Below are 21,313 nucleotides of genomic sequence, written 5' to 3' on the forward strand. Positions count from 1 at the left end.
TATTAAAAATGCCTTCGTGAAATCGCTTACCTAGAAAGACATTTCAAACCTTTCCAAATAGTAACACGAAGGCCAAGTGTTTCTAATCGTTCCGACGTTTATTCTGGTGGAAATCGCATCGCCCCATCGAGTCGAATCGTTTCTCCGTTAAGCATGCAATTGGAGATGATCGATTTAACGAGCAGAGCGTATTCATCTGCTGCTCCAACCCGATTAGGAAATTGAGTGTGCATGTCTAATTCATCACGCCTTTGTTGTGGCAATGATTCATGCATCGGTGTGTAAAAAACACCGGGAGCAATTGTCATCACTCGAATGCCATATGTGGAAAGTTCCCTTGCCAACGGCAGGGTCATCGAAACGATTCCACCTGACGCCGCGCTATATGCCGGTTGTCCAGACTGTCCTTCAAAAGCAGCAGTGGAGGCCGTATTAATAATGACTCCCTTCTCTCCTTCTTCATTCGGTTCGTTATCTTGCATAATTTCAGCTGCCAATCTTGTTAAATTGAAACTACCGATGAGATTGACTTGAAGGATTTCTGAAAACACGTCCAAGCTATGAGTCCCTTTTTTCTTCAATACTTTCTCCGCGTGAAAAATACCTGCTGTATTGATGACGCCATGAATGTCCCCGTAGCGTTCCAGACCCCGTTCCAAGCTTTTTCTCACCTGGTACTCAGATTTGATGTCTGCCTTTTCGAAACAAACCCGTGAACCGATATCTTCTTGGACGGACCTCCCTCGTAATTCATTTTGATCGAGAATGATAACTAGAGCACCATAGTGAATCAGCATTCGTACCGTTGCTTCGCCGAGACCTGAAGCGCCTCCAGCTACAACAAACGTGGATCCTTTCATATCCATTTCGCTTCCTCCTAGTTGAGCGTGCTACTCAGTTATTCTACCAAGCCACGCTTTTCTCTTCTATACTTATATATTTACTTTTTAGTGATAAAAATCCTTCTTTCTACAAAAAATTCTCTTTTTTGACTACGTTCTACCATTGTTTCATATTGGCGATTCAGAGAAGTGAATAAAAATAGCGCATCAACATATCCTAAACCCATGTACCATGAAGAAAGCAGGGATAAAAATGTATAATCAGTTACCGAAAGAACCTTCATCTTACTGGATTGATTCAACGACATTTGATGAGACTCACTCATTAACAGAAAGCATTGAAACGGACGTTGCCATCGTTGGCGCTGGGATTACCGGAATCACAGCTGGATACTTACTCGCTAAAGAAGGATATAACGTCGTTTTGCTAGAAGCTGATCGTGTTTTTCAAGGCACAACCGGACACACGACTGCTAAAATCACCGCACAGCATGGAGTCATTTACGATGAATTGATCAACCATGTTGGGGAGAAAAGCGCTCGACAATACTTTGATTTCAACGAACGCGCGAGACAATTTATTGAAACGATTGTAGAAGAAAACGAGCTTGATTGCGACTTGGAAAAACAAGATGCTATTCTTTACGCAACGTCGAGACAGGCTGAAAGAAAGTTAAAGAAAGAAATTGCCGCTTACGAAAAATTAAATATCCCTCATACGACGATGGATAAGCTTCCATTTGACGTTGATATGAAATCTGCATTAGTAATGAAAGATCAAGCACAGTTCCATCCTCTTCACTATTTGTCTTTTTTATTACGAGAGTTTAAAAAAATGGGTGGGAAAGTTTACGAACAAACACCAATCGTCAACATGAGTGAAGGACAAACACCCATTTTACAAACTCGCGATGGTCACAATATCACAACGAACTATGCATTATCTTGCTCACACTTCCCTTTTTACGACGGGGATAACTACTTTTTTTCACGGATGTATGTGGAACGGTCTTATATTGTGGCTGTTGAAGGAAAACAGGTTGATGGGATGTATTTGAGCGTCGATTCCCCAACACGATCGGTTCGAACGGCGACGGTAAATGGAAAACCACACCTTCTCATCGGTGGCGATGGCCACAAAACAGGACAAGGTGAACCGGTAATGAATCACTATGAAGCGCTGCAGACGTTTGCTACAGAAGTATTTAAGGCTACATCGTTTCCATACCGTTGGTCTGCACAAGATATTTATACGTTAGATCACATTCCTTATATTGGACTTTTAACCGACAATTACCCTAATGCATTTTTGGCTACCGGATATCGAAAATGGGGAATGACGAGTGGAACGGGAGCTGGAATATTGCTACGTGATTATGTGATGAAAAGAGAGACCGAAGATATGGCTTTGTTCCAACCTAATCGATTTCTCCTCGATCCAAGCTTAAAGGAATTTTTCAAACAGAACATGAATGTAGCGAAACACTTTTTTGTAGACAAAATCAAGCCGGTTGAGAAAAAATTAGAAGAAGTAAAAATTGGTGAAGGTTCTACGGTTATTAAAAATGGTAGAAGAGCTGGTGCCTACCGTGATGAGCAAGGAAAATTGCACGTTGTTGATACGACTTGTACACACTTGGGCTGTGAGGTAGAGTGGAACAATGGAGATAAAACATGGGATTGTCCGTGTCACGGATCACGATTTAGCTATGAAGGAACGGTTATCGAAGGTCCTGCCGATGAGCCATTGACTTCTTTATCGGAATGATGAGTTACTTTCTCATCATTTTCGGGAAAAATCTATGAAACACTGAAAGTAAAGACGATACTAATAGATTCGTCCAGCTATTTGAAGCACCGTAGACGTCGATATCCATTCTAGCTGGATGGACTATAAGAAGGGGTTCTTATATCATGAAGCAAAAAATTACTGACACGATTGAATCACTAAGCGACTCATTTTTTGAAATAAGCCAGTACATTGGTCAAAACCCTGAACTCGGCAACGAGGAAGAAAAAGCCTGCAAAGCTCTCACAGACAAGCTTTCAAACCATGGATTTACTGTGAAAACAGGGATTGTCAATCAACCGACTGCATTTGAGGCCGTTTACGATTCTGGTAAACCTGGTGCCAATGTAGGTTTTATGTGTGAATACGACGCTTTGCCTGAGCTTGGACATGCTTGTGGCCATAACCTTATAGGGACACAAGGGATTGCTGCTGCGATCGGTTTGGCTAACGTTATTCATGAGACTGGCGGTAAGGTGTACGTGTACGGAACACCTGCAGAAGAAACGAAAGGAGCGAAAGTGACGATGGCTGACGAAGGGTGCTTCGATCATTTAGATGTGGCGTTAATGGCTCACCCTTCTTCCAATTATGTAAAAAGCGGGGCTTCCTTGGCGATGGACGCGATTGCGTTTTCCTTTTATGGGAAGAGTGCCCATGCAGCTGCTGCACCTGAACAAGGTATTAACGCGTTGGATGCTGTTATTCAAACGTTCAACAGCATTAATGCCTTGCGCCAACATGTGACGCCTGATGTTCGGATTCACGGTGTTATTCCTGAAGGGGGACAAGCTGCAAATATTGTTCCAGACTATGCGGTTGCCCACTTTTATGTCCGTTCCACGAGCCGATTGACGACCGATGCAATCACTGAAAAAGTGTCCCTTTGTGCAAAAGGAGCGGCTCTCGCTACAGGAGCTCAGTTAGAGGTTTCTAACTATGAATATTCTTACGACGAGATGATTACGAACATCCCCTTATCTGATACATTTACAGAGCAATTATTGGAGTTAGGAATTGAGCCAGATGAGATTTACGATCATGAAGGTGGAACAGGATCTCTTGATATGGGCAATGTCAGTCACCGATGTCCGGCCATTCATCCATATATTCAAATTTCTAACCAGCCGATTAGCGCTCATACTCATGAGTTCCGTGAAGCGGCATTAAGTAAAGATGGATTCGACGGCATGATAATTGGTGCCAAAGCTCTTGCCATGACAGGATATGAAATTGCGGCAAACCCATCTCTTCGTAAAAAAGTAGCGGTAGCATTTCAATCGCGCCATCAATAAAGGGAAAGCTTAGATTCCGTGCCATTAAACTGTCAAAAATAGAGATGAACGATTATACTTTACGTATACTACGGCCAGAATGGAAGGAGCTACTATTGTGAAACGTTTTAAACGAGAGGAACCACTAAGATATGAGTTTGCCAAACCATTAGATGTTAGTTTTTACATTAGTCGACTTCGTGGCGAACAATCGCAATCTTCCCGTGGCAAAGGTGTTATCCGTAACATTAGTCCTGGAGGTCTGCGCTTGGAATCAACTCTGGATCTTCCTAAAGACAAAGAAGTAGAAATTACGTTTGAATTAGATATTGCAGGCCATACGATCCAACCTATTGGCTGCATAGTTTGGAAAGAGAAGAGTTACGATCGGACAATGTATGGCGTCGACTTTGTTTCAAACGAATATGAGCAAAATATTATCCGCGCATTGAAAGATTATCCGAAAAATAGAAACAGTTAGCACTTGCGGGAGGAGCAAGTGCTCTTCTTTTATCACAATATATGGAGGAGTTGGTCTTAAGTGAAAACAATCGGACTTATTGGAGGACTTAGCTGGGAATCAACGGCTACTTATTATCGGCTCATTAACGAAATGGTCAATGAGCAAAAGGGTGACCTTCACTCAGCAAAATGTTTGATCCACTCTTTTGATTTTCAAGACATAGCCACGTTGCAACAACAAGGCAAGTGGGACGAAGCTTCTGAAAAAATGCTGACTGCTGCCATCAAACTTGAAAGAGCTGGAGCTGACTTTCTCGTAATTTGTTCAAACACAATGCATAAAGTTGCCGATGAGATAGAAGAACATTTAGAGATCCCTCTTCTCCACATTGCTGATGCAACTGCCGACCTTATGAAAAAGAAGGGGTTATCAAATATCGGTTTAATAGGGACATCTTTTACGATGGAACATCCTTTTTATATTGACCGTTTAGAAAAACAAGGTTTTTCAGTCATCATTCCTGAGAAGGAAAAACGTCAAAAAGTTCATGATGTCATTTTTGACGAACTATGCAAAGGGAAAATTAATGAATCGTCTAAGCGAGCTTATATCGATATCATTTATGAATTGCAGCAGGCTGGAGCCGAAGGAGTCATTCTTGGATGTACAGAAATATCCTTATTAATTCAGCAAAACGACGTAGATATTCCACTCTTTGATACAACAAAAATTCATGCTAAAGCTGCGGTCTCCTTTGCACTGAAAGACTAAGAAGAAATTTTTCTTTTGCAAAACAATGTACTCTCGTTTTCTGAAATGGATGTTTAACTGAATTTTTGCAGGGAATAGTCCCTCTGTACATGATTTTCAATCATTCAAGGAGGATTTCAACCATGAGTAAAAAAATATTAATGGTTTTAACAAGTCATTCGACAATAAACAATGATCAGGCGACAGGCCTTTGGTTAGAGGAATATGCAGCACCATACGTTTCGTTCATCAAAAACGGATTTGACGTAACTGTTGTAAGTATCGATGGTGGGCAAGTACCGCTCGATCCGAATAGTTTACCTGAAGAAGAAAACATAACCTGGCAAGAAGCGCAGGCGAAACTAACGAATACTGAAAAACTCTCTGAGAAACATATTAGTGGTTTCGACGCTGTTTACCTCCCAGGTGGACATGGAACGGTGTTTGACTTCCCAGAAAACGAGATGTTAAAGCGCGTATTACAAGAGCATGCAGAAGACCAAGCTGTGATTGGCTCTGTTTGCCACGGGCCAAGCGGTCTAGTCAATGTCACTTATAAAGATGGCACCCCACTCGTTCAAGGGAAAAAAGTGAGCGCATTTACAGATGATGAAGAACGTGAAATGCAGCTAGATGCTGCTGTACCATTTTTGCTTGAAACAATGTTAAAAGAAAAAGGAGCCCATTTCGTCCGAGGCGACAATTGGAGTGACTTCTCCGTTCGAGACGGCCACTTAATAACTGGTCAAAATCCAATGTCCAGTCAAAGTACTGCTGACAAAATGGTAGAAGCTTTAAAAGAATAGATTCATTATATGCCGTCTGAAAGACTGACCTACTGTGGTCAGTCTTTTTTTGTTGGGTTTCGTTGAATGAGTATAAATAAACCCGACCGCAATATGATATGCGGCCGGGCTTACGATTGCCTTATAGTTTAAACGAGCTTTTTAATTCAACAATTCTGTTGAACACAAGTAGGTCTTCTGTTGAATGTTTAGGATCAACGTTGAAATAACCGTGTCTGAAAAATTGGAACTTGTCATTTGCTTTCGCTTCAGCCATGTTCGGTTCTACAAACCCTTTTGTTATTTCTAATGAGTTTGGATTCACAAAATCGAGGAAGTCATTTCCTTCTCGTTCATCTTCAATTAAGGAATTGTATAATCGAAACTCCGCTGCTACAGCGTTTGTTGCTTCAACAAAATGAAGTGTTCCTTTCACTTTACGTCCTGTGAACCCACTTCCGCTTTTTGTTTCTGGGTCGTAGGTGCAATGAAGCTCTACAACATTTCCTTCTTCGTCTTTGATGACGTCATTACATTTGATGAAATACGCATGTTTTAAGCGAACTTCATTTCCTGGGAAGAGTCGGAAGTACTTCTTCGGTGGATCTTCCATGAAATCATTTCTTTCAATATAGATTTCACGAGAAAATGGAATTTTTCGCATGCCCATCTCTGGGTTCTCTGGATTTACATCCGCATCTAGCCACTCCACTTCCCCTTCTGGATAATTTGTGATGACAACTTTAATTGGGTCTAATACAGACATTGTACGTGGGGCTTTTAACTTTAAATCCTCACGGATAAAGTGTTCGAGCATTCGCACATCTACAAGATTATCGGCTTTCGCAACACCAATTTCGCGGCAAAACGTTTTTATCGATTCTGCAGTGAAACCGCGGCGACGGAGTCCTGAAATCGTCGGCATGCGAGGGTCGTCCCAACCGTCTACAAGGTTTTCGTCCACAAGCTGCTTTAATTTCCGTTTGCTTAATACGGTATTCGTTAAATTCAAACGAGCAAATTCAATTTGTCTAGGTGTTGCTTCCACCTCACTATTTTCTACAACCCAGTCGTAAAGTGGGCGCTGATCTTGGAACTCTAACGTACAAATCGAATGCGTCACTCCTTCTATGGCATCTTCTAACGGATGGGCAAACGAGTACATAGGATAAATGCACCAAGTGTCTCCAGTATTATGGTGAGTAGCATGAGAAATACGGTAAATGACCGGATCACGCAAGTTAATGTTTGGTGAGGCCATGTTTATTTTTGCTCGAAGAACTTTTTCTCCATTGGCAAATTCACCATTTTTCATTTTTTCAAACAGATCAAGGTTTTCTTCTACAGAACGGCTTCGTGAATCGCTTTCCTTGCCAGGTTCTGTTAACGTTCCACGGTACTCGCGAATTTCCTCTTGGGACAAGTCTTCTACGTATGCCAACCCTTTTTTAATAAGCAACACAGCTTGGTTGTACATTTCATCAAAATAGTTAGAAGCGAAATGCAAATTCGTCCATTCATAACCGAGCCATTCAATATCTTCTTTAATGGAATCAACAAATTCCTGGTCTTCTTTTAATGGATTTGTATCGTCAAAACGAAGGTTGATTTTCCCGTTAAATTCTTTAGCTAATTCAAAGTTCAATACAATGGATTTTGCATGGCCTATATGTAAATAGCCATTAGGTTCAGGAGGGAAACGTGTGATAATTTGATCGTGTTTCTCCTTTGCTAAATCTTCTTTCACAATATGTTTAATAAAATTTGTTGTTTCGTTCGTATTTTCAGTCATACAAAATCACCTTTCTCCCAGCATATTTCTACTATTATTCGTTATATCATAAATAACCAAGGATATCCATGACTCAAGACGAGTTTATTCTTATTATCGGTCATTTCTGATTGATCATCCTTTTTTATTTTATTTTTTCCAAGGACTCCACCATTTCTCATTAATAAATACCTAATCATTTATAATTATAAATACCCATTACTTAAGGTTATATTGATTGATAATTTATTACTTTTTTATTGAATTTTATCGTGTCACACAATAATCACTTCATTTTATTGATTACTTTATACCTACGTGATAAGTTTGATGAGGTTCATTTCTCGCAAACTCATTGAAAAATGAGGACGCAAAGCTTCAGATCTAACGCCTTTGAATGGTTAAGATGGCTGAGTTGCAAAAAACACTTTGTTTCGTCTGTACATTTTCATGAGACTCATGGACAAAGCCTAGAATTTGGTCTTATCGACCATTCTGTTTTTTCAACATTCCCATCTTTTATGGGGATGTTTTTTCTATTAACCCTACTTCCCTTAACTCTACCATATCTTTTCAAAGAACAAATATGAAAGACTATTTAGAAAGTAGGTAAACAAACATGACAAAAATGAAAGAAATTCAATCTTTTTTTCCAAGTGAAGACGGGAATCGTGAAAGTCGAGAACACTTCATCGAACTTCTCACGTCTGTTCTAGAAAACATGGATCAGTTTAAAGATACTCATCAGGTCACCTTAGGACCTTTGAAAGAAAAATCAGCTGGTTTTTATGAAGAATTAACGAACTCCTCGGCAGTTCCACAAAAAGGTGGTAGTTTTCAAGGAATGATTGATCAGTTAACAGACCTTATGAAAGGTCACCCTTTTCAATCTCGTTATTTTTTAACGAATGTACTACCGATGGCAAGTATCCCGGGTCTTATTGGTCAGTTCACCGCTTCTTTATTAAACGGAAACAATTTATGGGATGTGTATGGACCTGCTGGAGCTGAAGCCGAGACAAAGGTCATTTCAATGATGTCCAAAATCGCAGGATATGACCATCAGCAAAGTTGGGGTTACACGACGTGGGGAGGGCAAGGCGCTGTTTTCACTGGACTTAGGTTAGCCATTGCCAAATATGCCCCTTCCGCTGTGGAAGAGGGGGTTCCTAACAACTTATACGTCTTCTCCTCTGAACAAGCTCATTATAGTTTGCTAAAGTCCGCTGAAGCAACTGGTATTGGTCGAAATCATGTCATCAAAGTGCGCACGAAACGGGATCACTCCATGGATGAAGATGACTTGCAAAAGAAAATGGAAAAAGTAATTGAAAAAGGCGGTATTCCGATTTATATCGTGGCAACAACAGGAACGACCGACAATTTTGGAATCGATAATATACAACAAATTTATGCAACGGCGACGCAAACAACTCAGAAGCACTTATTGCCTTCTGTTCATATACATGCTGATTCAGCTTTGGGCGGTTTTTATGCATTTTTTAATGAATATGACTTTTCGTCAAACCCTCTAGGCTTCGATGACGACGTTCTTGCTGGACTAGCACAGATTCGTTCAAGGATGCAGTACCTTCATTTAGCTGATAGTCTATGCTTTGATTTTCAAAAACTTGGGCAAACGCCTTATGTCACCAGCCTTTTCCTCGTGAAAAATAAGCATGATCTAAGCTTGATCGATTTAGACGCGGCTGAATCTCCTTACGTCGGCAACCGCGGATATGGAGAGTATCACACGAGCTATACATTAGAGTGCTCTCGAATGGCTAGTTCCATTTCCATTTTAGCTGCACTGCAATTATTTGGAGTCGAAGGTTACCAAGTGATGTTAGCCAACTACATTCAAGTGAACCTCTCGTTTCGAAAACAATTGAACGAACAGATTCCTCATTTGTCTATTACGAACCCTGATAACCCAGGTCCAGTCACGGCTTTTCGCTTATATGATAAGGGATTTGATTGGGACAGAGAAGCATCTGGTTTATGTACGAAAGAGCAAATCATCGAAACAAACGATCGAAATGAAGCGTTGTTTGAATACTTTGGCGAAAACCGTGCAGAGATTTTTTTAGGAGATACGAAAAAATTCGACCTCGTTCCATGTTCAAATGGTGAGGAATTGATCCCTGTTTACGTATCAAAAATGTTTACAATTTCACCGTATACAGAAATACAACACGTTCCAGACGTGATTAATTTCATTAAAAAAGCGATAAAAAATACAACGAAATCAGAGGTGTCCATTTCATGTTAAACAGTTCTACATCTTTATTTAAAAAAATCTTGTTAGGAATTATGATTCCCATGTTATTGTTCGCTATGGTATTCAGCGGGATCATCTACTTTTTTTCCAATTACATGGTGAATGAATACGTGATTCCTAGTTTTGAAGAAAATTTGTCAATTCAAATGGAGTTACTTACGGAAGAAATCGATAGCGAACTTATCGCTGCTGCTCAATCTGGAGATGATGCTGCGATAACGGCATTGAGACAACAGTTGGATGAGTATCAAGAAAATTCCGGATTAGCTAACGTATACGTGTTAGGTCAAGATGGTTCGGATGAGTTCATTATTGCGTTAAGTCACTACGATGAAACGATGGAAGCTTACTCTTTTTCTGAAGAGATGAACGTTGCTATGGCAGGAACGCCATCTATGAGCGACATTTACGAAGATGAATTTGGTATTTTCAAATCGAACTTCATGCCTGTTGAAGGGGCGAATGCCATTTACGGTATCGATCAAGATGCGGAATTTATTAGTAATGCTCAGTCGCTTATCATTACGATTTCGATTGCACTTGGCGTATTAATGGTCATCGTATCTGTGATTATCTCATGGTTTATCACGCAAAAAATAAGTAAACCAGTGAAAGTCATGTCGAGTCACGCTAAACGAGTAGCACAAGGCGACTTAAGCGTCACCGATATTGAAACAGACTCGCAAGATGAATTGGGACAATTAGCGGGACATTTCAACAAAATGGTGCAAGACTTACGTGCGATGATTCATGACGTGAATGAAAAATCAGAGCAAGTTGCTTCAACTTCGGAACAACTTTCAGCTAGCTCAGAACAAACAAGTGAATCAGTGAGCCAAGTGTCGGAGTCGATTCAAATGATTGCCTCGTCTTCTAACAATCAACAAGAAGGCATGGAAGCATTAAATGAAACGACAAAAGCTCTTTCCGTTGAAATGGATGCTGTGACAGCAGAAGCTGCGAGAACAGCTGATATTTCCGATGATACAGCCGAAGCAGCCCAAGGTGGTGTTGCATCGATTGAAAAGGCAATGACGCAAATGACAATCATTAATGACAACGTGAGTCAATCGGCTGATGTTGTGACAAAACTTCAAGAAGATTCGAAAGCAATTGGTGATATCGTTACCGTCATTACAAATATCGCAGAACAAACGAACCTCCTTGCCTTGAATGCATCCATTGAAGCAGCTCGAGCTGGTGAAAACGGGAAAGGTTTCGCTGTTGTTGCTGATGAAGTTCGAAAACTAGCAGAAGAGTCTGGCCAAGCTGCTAGTTCGATTAAAGACAAAATTAAACTTGTGCAAGACCAAGCAGTTACGTCCGTTGATGTGATGACAAAAGGTTACGAAGCTGTTCAAAAAGGAAGAAGTGCTGTCGATGAAGCAAGTCATTCTTTCTCCCAAATCAAAGAGTCAGCTAACCTTTCCTCGCAGAAAGTCAATGCGATTCAAGAATCGATGGAACGAATGAATGCGGCTATTTCTTCTAATGTGAAAACAATAGATGAACTAACTGGCTTAACGAACGATGTGTCAGGTAATATTCAGAGTGTGTCTGCAACAAGCCAAGAGCAAACAGCGATTATGGAAGAAATCGCTAGCGCTTCCGAATCTCTCTCGCAAATGGCAGAAGATTTACAGAAGTCGATGCAGCGATTCGATATGTAAAATAAAAACCTAGCCTTCAGGATGAAAATCCATTTAAGGCTAGGTTTTTTCTGTATTTAAGGGCTACTGACTCGTAATAATCAGCTTGGCGTTATTGGGAATAATCTTTTTATATCACAAAGGGTTGCTTTACTTCCCTTTCCCCCAATAACTCCGTTTCCAGACAAAAACATCCGTTTGCTTTCATCTATCCTCTTTCAATAAATAACACTTTCAAATAGTCACCTTCTTTAAAAGAAGGGTGCACTTTAAAATCGTCAGGTAATGAATATGTTTCGTTGATTTTATATGGAAGACCTAGTTCAGCAAATGCCTTTTCTACAAATCCTCGGAACTTCTTAGGACTCACACCAGCGTGATTCGTTGAGGCAACGATAACGCCTTTTTCTTCCGTGATCGCAATCGCTTCTTTAAGTAAATTTTTGTAATCTTTCGCAGCGCTAAACGTCATTTTTTTCGAACGGGCAAAGCTAGGAGGGTCAAGAATAACCGTATCAAATCGCTTCTCTTTCTTCACCGCTCGTTTGAAAAACTTGAATACATCTTCTACAAAAATCTCGTGTTCTTGGTAATCCAATTCATTTAATGCAAACTGCTCGATTGTTTTCGGTAAACTGCGGTTGGCCAAGTCGACACTCGTTGTTTTCATCGCACCACCTAAAGCGGCAAAAATAGAAAATGCACCTGTATAAGAAAATGTATTTAACACCGTTTTTCCATTCGCATAACGGTCACGGATCGTCTTCCTGACTTCACGTTGATCAAGAAACACGCCAACCATGGCACCTTCGTTCAAATAGACGGCGATGTTCACGCCATTCTCTTGCACAATTATTGGAAATTCTCCACGCTCTCCAGTAACAAAATCATCATCGTCAACATATTTCCCGTCAGTTGCGAAACGTTTTTTCTCATAAATGCCACGATAATCCGTATGTTTCGTGAGAGCTGCCACTACTTCGTTTTTAAACTGATAAATCCCTTCGCTGTACCAATTGATCAAATAAAACCCGGCGAAATAATCTACCGTTAAACCACCAATTCCGTCTCCTTCTCCATTAAACACTCGAAAGGCTGACGTATTTGGGTCTTCGTAAAAAGGTTTCCGGTGTTCGATCGCTTTGATGATTCTTTGATCAAATAGCTGTTGGTCGATCGCTTCCTTTTGTTTGTTTGTGACGATCCAACCGACACCTTTGTTTTGCAAACCGTAGTAAGCTTTGCCGATATAATTTCCTTGTTCATCAACGACGTTTAACCGTTGTCCTTCTTCTGTCAACACTTGCGGATTGACGAGTGCATCTTTCATCAACAAAGGATATCCTGATTGATATTTATTTGATTGTTCCATTTTGATTTTAATTGTCGTTTCCATGTATCGTTCCTCCATTCATTCCTGTCTATCATACCGAAAATAAACAGCAAATGGAATGGATGGTGCCTTCGTTACTCGACAATTCGCTGAGGATGTGTGTACACATTGAAACGATTGTTTCGAATAAACCCAGCTGTAGTAATACCTAAGTCTTCCGCTAGTTCAATCGCCAGCGTTGTTGGTGCGGATTTCGTTAACACGATTCCTGCGCCAATTTTGGATACTTTCAACAGTACTTCTGAAGACAACCTTCCGCTAAAAACGATGATTTTATTTTTTAAAGAAAGCTTATGCTTCAAACAGTGACCGTATACTTTATCTAGGCCATTATGACGACCGATATCGGAGCGAATTAATAGAAGTCCATCTGGTGTCCCGAGTGCCACATTGTGTAAACCACCTGTTTGTTGAAAGTCTGTAGATGTCTGCTGCAATTCTTGCATGAGCTTTATGCATTGGGATGCCTTTATTGTCGTTTTTGTCATGACTGTTTTTGCCGTTTGCACGTCGTTTTGGAAATAAAACTGACGACTTTTCCCACAACATGACCCGATATATCGCTTGGATACAGATACTTGATCTAAGCGATGTCGGTTATAAAGTTGAACATATACGTAGCCCTTTTCTTTGATAACTGACATTGATTCTACTTCGTTAGCCGTGCGAATCAGCCCTTCTGAGGCTAAAAAACCGAGTGATAGTTCTTCCAAATAGGTAGGTGTGCACAGAAGCGTAGCAAATTCATCCCCATTCACTAAAATGGTCAACGGAGATTCTTCTGCAATCATGTCTGTTTGTTCCGTCAACTTCCCATCTTCATATACGTGGATCGGCCGACTACTCATGACTAACTCACTTTCCCCTGTCTCATGGTCGTTGGCAAACTTTTTGAAATCTAGCATATCGCTAATCTCCTTTTCTCGTTCGTCCATCTAACGCTGACTTCAAGGACGTTGATGGCGACCGGCGTATCGTCACATATATCGCGCGTTTTTAACGGATATATCCTTATTATATTCAATGAAACTTTAAGTTGATTTTTAAGGTTTATATAGGAAAGCGCTTACAAATTTATCGTCGCTTCGATATCCTTAGCATGTTTCCATTCATATCTTATTACCACAATAATTGTATTGTTAATTATACCATCTTTGGATAGTAATTTCTTTGGATCAGCCCTTACCTTTCGTTGGCGATTGTGCTAAAGTATAGGCTTGAGCGGAGTTCGTAACCATCCTCCGCTATAAAAACCAAAACTAGGAGCTGATGTTTCATGAACGGATGGAAAAAGCTTTACAATGATTGTTGTCAATCAATGTTAGCCGCAGATTTCAATGTGACCCTTGGAAAGAAACGAGGTGTTCACGATGAATAAACAAGATAAATTGATCTTACTAGCAGGGATCTTTTTTACGGCATTATTTGTATCAAATGTCGTTTCAACGAAACTATTTTCCATGGGATCGATCGTTTTAACCGCCGGTCTTTTAACTTATCCGCTAACTTTTTTAATATCGGATTCTATTTCCGAAGTATATGGAAAGGCGACAGCAACGAAGGTTGTCCTTATTGGTCTATTTACAAACCTACTTATGCTCGTCTTTTTCTTTGGGGCTATTCATTTGCCACCCGCTGGTTTTTGGGAAATGCAAGCTGAATTTGAAATGATTTTAGGAGCTGTTCCCCGTGTCGTTGCTGCCTCACTTGCTGCCTACTTTATTTCTCAACTTTTCGATGTTCACTTGTTCCATAAGCTGAAAGAATTGACGAACGGGAAACATTTGTGGCTTAGAAATAACGGAAGTACATTGTCTAGCCAACTGCTTGATTCGATTATATTTATTACGATCGCTTTTGCAGGAACAATGCCAATAGGTGTTCTCTTAACGATGATGTTGACTCAATACCTTGTCAAACTCGTGATTGCATTAGGCGATACACCGTTTATTTATTTAACTGTCAAATGGCTGAAAAAAGAAGATCCAGTTTTGGAAGAGGAGGAAACATCTTATGTCTCATAACCGAGAAGAAGAAGTTCATCTACTAGGAAATACAAATGTGGATTATAAAATGGATTACGATCCATCGATTTTGGAATCATTTGAAAATCGCCATCCGCATCGTAATTATTTTGTGAAGTTTAACTGTCCTGAATTTACTAGCCTGTGTCCAAAAACAGGGCAACCTGATTTTGCGACCATTTATATTAGCTATATTCCTGAGGAAAAAATGGTGGAAAGTAAATCATTGAAACTTTATCTATTTAGTTTCAGAAATCATGGAGACTTCCACGAAGATTGCATGAATACGATTCTCGATGATTTAGTTAAATTAATGGACCCTCGCTATATTGAAGTATGGGGGAAGTTCACTCCTCGAGGAGGGATCTCCATCGACCCTTATGTGAATTACGGAAAACCTGATACAAAATGGGAAGCCTTTGCTGAAAGTCGTTTGCTTCAGCATGACTTGTACCCTGAACACGTTGACCACCGCTAAAAAAATTATACTCATTTATACCAAATAACGCCTATACCAATTAAAAACACCTTCAAAACTGATGTCAGTTCTGAAGGTGTTTTTTTAATTTTTAATCGGTATCTACAGCTGTTTTCAAAGCTGGTTGCTTTTCTCGGTACATCCACTTAAAAAGAAGCGTTTGGAAAATAAGAAACACCCCTCCGATTGTCCAGTAAAGCGGTAACGCTGCTGCGACGCTAAAAGAGAACACCCCCATGATAACTGGCGTAATGTATCCTAGCATCGCCATTTGCTTTTGCTGCGCAGAATCCATTCCCATTTGCGAGACTCTGAACTGAATGAAATAAACTCCAGCAGCAACAAAAGGCAGAATCATGTCGGAGACGCCTAAGTTAAACCACAGAAAATTGTGCTGAGCAATTTCCGGTGTTCGCATAATCGCGTAGTAAAAGCCAATTAAAATTGGAAACTGGATAAGCATCGGCAGACAACCCATCGACGTAATCGGATTAAAGTTGTGCTTTTGATACAATTCCATCATTTCTTTTTGCATGTTTTGCTTATCTTCTGTTGACTTTTTATCTTTAAATTTTTCTTTTAATTCATTCATTTCTGGTTGAATAACCGCCATTTTCTCTCGAGTAAATTGTTGCGTTTTATATTGTTTCATCATCAGTGGCATAAGCGCTGATCGAAGCAATAACGTCATAAAAATGATCGACAGACCATAGTTTCCACTGAAAATACCCGCTAAAAATTTTATTGCAAACGAAAACGGGTATATAACAAAGTGATTAAACACTCCTGCTGTCTCCGAATCGATTGGTTCCATACTTGCTTGGCATCCACTGACCGTTAAGATCAACAATGCCCCGATTAACATTAACGTGCTATATTTTGAAAGTTTGGTGAATACAGACTTTTTTTCCACATGAATCCTCCTCGAAGTTTTGTTATTACTGAATTCGAGAAGGATAAATTGTCGGAATCATCCTCAGGTCCTTCCTTTCGTTTCATGATACGTGTAATCCATGCATGCCGATCGATATGATGATCTAGCTGCATGCTCTCAGGAACATTTAAGTTTCTCCAAGAATGAAGTTGCTTTTGTGTCATCGAGCGATTGGCCGCTGACGATTCGTGTGCCATGTATTGAATCAAATGGGCTCCGGCAAACGTCATATATAAGCTGACGGTTAGAAGAACAGGAATCAAATCCTGGGAAAATTCAAACATCATCTGTATTCACCTCCTTCATAAGTAAAGTTAAAAAAAGTAAAATTTCTATTAAGTAAGATTATTATCGTTGAAATAGATGCAAAAGTCAAAGGCTAATCCGTGACAGTTCTTTAGCCGTTATTAACAATTCTTTTCTTTTACGATTATTGCAAATTTTATTCCTAAAGGTCGAGACTTGCTCTCTCTTGTGACCGTCTTCCATCAAAATCAGCTCAACACGGTCACTAGACGCTCTCTCTTGTGACCGTCTTTTACCAAAATCAGCTCGCTTCGGGCACAAGACGCTCTCTCTTGTGACCGTCTTCCACCGAAATCAACTCGCTACGGTCACAAGATGCTCTCTCTTGTGACCGTCTTCCATAAAATATGCAGGACAATTAAAACGAAAAAGGTTTCGTTTCTTGTCCATTTGTGAATATGTAAACAACACGACAAACACTTTCGTAGACAAACTGGAGGGAAATACAAATGAATGATTTCCAAGGTAAAACAGTCATCGTTAATGGTGGTACATCCGGAATTGGAAAAGCTGCTGTACTACAGTTTACAAACTATGGTGCTACCGTTTTTTTCACAGGCAGAGACGCGGAGAAAGGAAACGAAATCGAAGCAAATTCAAATGGGAAAGCTCATTTCTATCAACTGGATAATGAAAATCGCGACAACATTTCCGACTTTTTTGAACATGTGAATAATAAAACCAAATCGATCGACATTCTGTTCAATAATGCTGGTGTTCTGTCCATAGGTAGTGGTCCTCTATCACGTGTGAAGGAAGACGATTGGGATCAACTACTAGCCGTGAATCAAACAGCTATTTTCCTCTATATGAAATATGCTCTTCAAGCGATGGGTAAACAAAAATCCGGTGTGATTATTAATAATGCGGCTATTTTAGGCAATGACAAAGTGAATCCAATGTTGCCTGCTTATAGTGGGACAAAAGCTGCCATTGTAGCCATGACGAAAAGTTCTTCCCTCCGTTTTGCGAAACAAGGAATTCGGATTAATTGCATCTCGCCTGGTCCTACCGAAACAGAATTATCCATTAAAGCATATGGAAGCAAAGAGGCATTTGACAAACAGTCGAAAGAACATCCTCGAGGCCATTATGCTCATCCTAACGAAATTGCCAACGTCGTTCGTTTTCTTGCTTCAGATGAAGCATCTTACGTTAATGGAACGGAATTCGTTGTAGATGGCGGTTACTCCTTGAAATAGACTAAAATGATCTCTTTATTATACTTAGAGTGAAACCTTAAAGGTTTCATTCTTTTTGCTGTTCACCCGACTCTTTTACGATTATAATACTCTCATAGATCATACAAAAATTTCCTTTATGAAGGGTGTTATGAATGAAAAAGTCGGTAATATCGTTTGCTACATTCCTATTCTTTATTGTACTTCCATTTACGATTTGGTATTTTCAACAAAATGAAACGTTTGATGTAGCCATTATTAACAAAACGGCTCCTGACGAAACGTATCGTGAGCACCAGAGTATTACTTGGCTTTTGAATCATAACCACTACGTAAAAAATGATGGGGAAAAGTATGTTAAAGAAAAAGACTACTACGGATTTCAGCCTAATGAAGACGATGAAACATACGATGTCGTCCCCTTTCCTGAGTCATTCGAAGGAACCGACCTCATTTACATTGCTGATACGTATGGTGTATATGAAGAGGATTTACCTTGGTCAGATGAAACCCAACAAACGAACCAAGGTCCACCTAACCTCATATACGGAGGATTAGAAATAGAAGAATGGCAACAAGTCAAGGAAAGTGTCGCAGAACAAAACACTGATCTAATTATGGAATTTAACTCCTTTGCTTCCCCTACTTCGCCCGACGTAAGAGATGATATCACTGATTTTTTACGAGTAGATTGGCAAGGGTGGATGGGCCGTCATTTCAACGAACTGAATAAAGAATCCGAAGAAGTACCAAGCTGGGTTATCACACGTTATGAGTCTTATAATAATGCTTGGACTTTTAACGGAGAAGGATTTGTTTTAATAAATGAATATTCGGAAGACATCGTAGTTCTCTCAGATGAAGAACTAGACCTAAACGATACGGGTATCCGATTGGCTTTTACAGATAAAGGGGAAAATGAATTTGGACTAACCAACAGCCCAGCCTACCAGTATTGGTTCGACATTTTGGAAGCCCATGCAGAAGATGATGTGCTAGCGAATTATGAGTGGGATTTATCTACTCAAGGCGAAAAGAAATTGAGTGAAAACGGAATTCCAACTCAATTCCCTGCCATCTTACATCATAAAAAAGATCAAGCAAACGTGTATTATTTTGCCGGTGACTTCGCTGACATAGCAAATGTACCACGATTTTATCAAGTAGCAGGGTTCGCAACGATTCGCTCGTTATTTTCTTTTGAATCGTTCACTCCAGAAACGAGTTTCTTTTGGAAAACTTATAGTCCAATGATGGAAGAAATTTTCGCAAAAGCGAGTAATAAGGAAGTCGATGCGAAAACGACGGCAGAGTCGTTCTCTATCGTGAATCAAGCCGAACACAACAGTTTGTCTTTCCCGTCGAGAATAAATGGTCAGCAGTTTGAAATATACAATGATAATGAGTGGGAACCTTTTATTTTTAAAGGGATTAACATGGGTATGGGAAAACCAGGAGCTTTTCCTGGAGAAGCTGCGATAAAAAGAGAAGAATACGATCGTTGGTTTGAACAAATCGGTGAGGTGAATGCTAACTCGATTCGTATTTATACGCTTCATCCTCCAGCTTTTTACGACGCTCTTTATGACTATAACCAGCGTGCAGATGAACCTATATATCTCCTCCATGGAGTATGGATAGACGAAGAGCCGTTAGAAGAAACATTGGATGCTTTTACACCAGAAGTTATCAAAGAATTCCAATCGGAAATGGAAAAAATCGTCGATGTCGTTCACGGTCAAGCAGTTGTCGATTCAGAACCTGGACATGCATCTGGAACGTATAACAAAGATATTTCTCCCTATGTTATTGGCTGGGTGCTTGGTATTGAGTGGTATCCATTTATGGTAGATCAGATGGAGCAAGATTACCCTGATTTAGGAGACTATAAAGGAGACCATGTATACACTGAAAATGCTAATCCTATGGAACATTGGATGGCCGAGCAGTTTGATCATCTTATGACGTACGAAATGACGGAATATAGTAGCATGCGCCCGTTAAGCTTTACGAATTGGGTTACGACCGATAACTTGGATCAAGCCGCTGAACCAGATGAGCAAGAAGACATGGCAACCGTTGATCCAAACCATATCAAAACAATAAGGGATACTGATGCTGTCGGAATGTTTGCTTCTTATCATGTGTATCCATACTATCCTGACTTTCTAAATTTAGAAGAAAAGTACACGGAATTTATTGACCATCGGGGCGAGCCAAACAACTATGCTGGCTACTTGAAAGACTTGAACGAGTCGCATGATATGCCTATTCTCATAGCTGAATTTGGGATTCCCGCTTCGAGAGGAATGACGCACAAAAACCCTTTCGGCTGGAATCAAGGGTTCATATCTGAATCCGAACAGGGGGATATTTTGACTCGTTTATATGAAGATATTGTGCAACAAGACATGCTCGGTGGCATGATCTTCACATGGCAAGATGAATGGTTTAAACGGACGTGGAATACGATGGACTATGACAATCCTGACAGACGTCCTTTTTGGTCAAATGCGCAAACGAACGAGCAACAGTTTGGTCTTCTCAGCTTTGATCGATTAAAAGTGCATGTAAACGGGGAAAATGATTGGCTAGATGGACAAACACTCTTTGAAAAACAAGACGGTCCAATGCAAACGTTGAGAGTGGATCATGATGAACGTTATCTTTATTTACAATCAACATTCGACGAGCTAAGCGATCGTTTTTGGGAACAAAACCGCCTCGAACTGTTTTTCAGCGTTCGTGAAGACGAAGGAATAGAAATTCCCATAAGCAACACTAGCGAGTCGATACGAGCTGATTTTCGTTTAACGATAGACGGTGAATCTTCAGCTAATATAGAAATTGCAGCGGATTATGATTCTTTTTCCTATGATTATCCAGAACAAGTTGCTCTACTTTCTGAAACAGATGAAAAGATGGATGACAAAGATACGACATTCCTGCCGATTCGTCTCGCACTAAATAGAGAGCAAGTTCGTCCTGATACTGGTGAAGTGATTCCATTTGAAGACTATGAAACAGGGGAACTTCGTTTTGGAATTGGCGATCCTTCTCACACCAATTATGATTCCCTAGCGGACTATTATTTTTCAGAGGAGACTGGAATCTTAGAAATTCGTATTCCATGGATGCTTTTAAATGCTCGAGATCCAAGTCAAAAAGAATTTATTGGCAATTTTTCGGAAGGTGGCCTCGAATCTTCTATCATCATCGATGGCATTGATATATCAGCTTCTCTTACAAAAGATGATGAGATGATTGATTCTTTTCAAACGAAAGAAAAGTATGTTTGGGAAAACTGGGATTTACCAGAATATGAAGAGAGACTGAAAGTATCTTATAAAACGATACAACGATTATTTTTATCCGTTGATGAATAACAGATAT

17 protein-coding genes and 1 riboswitch are annotated in these 21,313 nt (G+C 40.0%); of the genes, 11 read left to right on the top strand and 6 right to left on the bottom strand.

Features of this window, described 5'->3' with window-relative positions; genetic code table 11:
* Positions 1 to 98: 98 nt before the first annotated feature.
* Positions 99 to 866: an SDR family NAD(P)-dependent oxidoreductase gene (locus tag QDN89_RS15590; protein ID WP_280771092.1), complete on the bottom strand. Its 768-nt coding sequence runs from the start codon at positions 864 to 866 to the stop codon at positions 99 to 101.
* 229 nt (positions 867 to 1,095) lie between these two features.
* On the opposite strand from QDN89_RS15590, the gene QDN89_RS15595 reads away from it, so the two are divergent.
* The 5 genes from QDN89_RS15595 to QDN89_RS15615 all read left to right on the top strand — a co-directional run bounded on the left by QDN89_RS15595 (position 1,096) and on the right by QDN89_RS15615 (position 5,924).
* Complete coding sequence (locus tag QDN89_RS15595) at positions 1,096 to 2,610, top strand: FAD-dependent oxidoreductase (RefSeq protein ID WP_280771093.1); 1,515 nt, start codon at positions 1,096 to 1,098, stop codon at positions 2,608 to 2,610.
* A gap of 146 nt (positions 2,611 to 2,756) precedes the next feature.
* The gene (locus QDN89_RS15600; protein ID WP_280771094.1) at positions 2,757 to 3,926 is read left to right on the top strand and encodes a M20 family metallopeptidase; all 1,170 of its coding nucleotides are present in this window, start codon (positions 2,757 to 2,759) and stop codon (positions 3,924 to 3,926) included.
* Between the two features lie 97 nt (positions 3,927 to 4,023).
* Positions 4,024 to 4,386, top strand: coding sequence for a PilZ domain-containing protein (locus tag QDN89_RS15605; RefSeq protein WP_280771095.1), 363 nt, complete (start codon positions 4,024 to 4,026; stop codon positions 4,384 to 4,386).
* Between the two features lie 60 nt (positions 4,387 to 4,446).
* Entirely contained in the window at positions 4,447 to 5,139 is a 693-nt protein-coding gene (locus QDN89_RS15610; protein WP_280771096.1) for an aspartate/glutamate racemase family protein, read from the top strand.
* Positions 5,140 to 5,261: 122 nt separating this feature from the next.
* On the top strand, positions 5,262 to 5,924 hold the full coding sequence (locus tag QDN89_RS15615; RefSeq protein ID WP_280771097.1) for a type 1 glutamine amidotransferase domain-containing protein: 663 nt from the start codon (positions 5,262 to 5,264) through the stop codon (positions 5,922 to 5,924).
* A 121-nt stretch (positions 5,925 to 6,045) separates the two neighbouring features.
* Here QDN89_RS15615 and QDN89_RS15620 read toward each other — a convergent pair whose 3' ends face one another.
* Positions 6,046 to 7,695, bottom strand: coding sequence for a glutamine--tRNA ligase/YqeY domain fusion protein (locus QDN89_RS15620; protein ID WP_280771098.1), 1,650 nt, complete (start codon positions 7,693 to 7,695; stop codon positions 6,046 to 6,048).
* A gap of 314 nt (positions 7,696 to 8,009) precedes the next feature.
* Positions 8,010 to 8,097: riboswitch (cyclic di-GMP riboswitch) on the top strand.
* Positions 8,098 to 8,293: 196 nt separating this feature from the next.
* Here QDN89_RS15620 and QDN89_RS15625 point away from each other — a divergent pair.
* Together QDN89_RS15625 and QDN89_RS15630 are read left to right on the top strand one after the other, a co-directional pair.
* Positions 8,294 to 9,946 (top strand): pyridoxal phosphate-dependent decarboxylase family protein, encoded by a 1,653-nt coding sequence (locus tag QDN89_RS15625; protein ID WP_280771099.1) that lies wholly within the window; start codon positions 8,294 to 8,296, stop codon positions 9,944 to 9,946.
* Positions 9,940 to 11,625 (top strand): methyl-accepting chemotaxis protein, encoded by a 1,686-nt coding sequence (locus QDN89_RS15630; RefSeq protein WP_280771100.1) that lies wholly within the window; start codon positions 9,940 to 9,942, stop codon positions 11,623 to 11,625. The genes QDN89_RS15625 and QDN89_RS15630 overlap by 7 nt, the downstream gene beginning before the upstream one ends.
* Before the next feature lie 187 nt (positions 11,626 to 11,812).
* On the opposite strand, the gene QDN89_RS15635 is transcribed toward QDN89_RS15630, so the two are convergent.
* Entirely contained in the window at positions 11,813 to 13,000 is a 1,188-nt protein-coding gene (locus QDN89_RS15635; RefSeq protein ID WP_280771101.1) for a class I SAM-dependent rRNA methyltransferase, read from the bottom strand.
* Positions 13,001 to 13,071: 71 nt separating this feature from the next.
* Positions 13,072 to 13,845, bottom strand: coding sequence for a formate dehydrogenase accessory sulfurtransferase FdhD (gene fdhD, locus QDN89_RS15640; RefSeq protein WP_280771282.1), 774 nt, complete (start codon positions 13,843 to 13,845; stop codon positions 13,072 to 13,074).
* 522 nt (positions 13,846 to 14,367) lie between these two features.
* On the opposite strand from fdhD, the gene QDN89_RS15645 reads away from it, so the two are divergent.
* Both QDN89_RS15645 and queF read left to right on the top strand, forming a co-directional pair.
* Positions 14,368 to 15,021, top strand: a complete 654-nt coding sequence (locus QDN89_RS15645; RefSeq protein WP_280771102.1) for a queuosine precursor transporter — start codon at positions 14,368 to 14,370, stop codon at positions 15,019 to 15,021.
* Entirely contained in the window at positions 15,011 to 15,499 is a 489-nt protein-coding gene (gene queF, locus QDN89_RS15650; RefSeq protein ID WP_280771103.1) for a preQ(1) synthase, read from the top strand. Before QDN89_RS15645 ends, queF begins: the two co-directional genes overlap by 11 nt.
* Positions 15,500 to 15,590: 91 nt before the next feature.
* Here the strand turns inward: queF and yidC are convergent, their stop codons facing one another.
* Both yidC and QDN89_RS15660 read right to left on the bottom strand, forming a co-directional pair.
* On the bottom strand, positions 15,591 to 16,412 hold the full coding sequence (gene yidC, locus QDN89_RS15655) for a membrane protein insertase YidC (RefSeq protein ID WP_280771104.1): 822 nt from the start codon (positions 16,410 to 16,412) through the stop codon (positions 15,591 to 15,593).
* Positions 16,364 to 16,720 (bottom strand): hypothetical protein, encoded by a 357-nt coding sequence (locus QDN89_RS15660; RefSeq protein WP_280771105.1) that lies wholly within the window; start codon positions 16,718 to 16,720, stop codon positions 16,364 to 16,366. Before QDN89_RS15660 ends, yidC begins: the two co-directional genes overlap by 49 nt.
* Before the next feature lie 468 nt (positions 16,721 to 17,188).
* Between QDN89_RS15660 and QDN89_RS15665 the strand changes: the two genes are divergently transcribed.
* Entirely contained in the window at positions 17,189 to 17,941 is a 753-nt protein-coding gene (locus tag QDN89_RS15665) for an SDR family NAD(P)-dependent oxidoreductase (RefSeq protein WP_280771106.1), read from the top strand.
* A gap of 134 nt (positions 17,942 to 18,075) precedes the next feature.
* On the top strand, positions 18,076 to 21,306 hold the full coding sequence (locus QDN89_RS15670) for a hypothetical protein (protein ID WP_280771107.1): 3,231 nt from the start codon (positions 18,076 to 18,078) through the stop codon (positions 21,304 to 21,306).
* Positions 21,307 to 21,313: the final 7 nt, after the last annotated feature.

It is taken from the genome of Salipaludibacillus daqingensis, from assembly GCF_029891575.1.
Classification (GTDB): Bacteria; Bacillota; Bacilli; order Bacillales; family Salisediminibacteriaceae; genus Salipaludibacillus; species Salipaludibacillus daqingensis.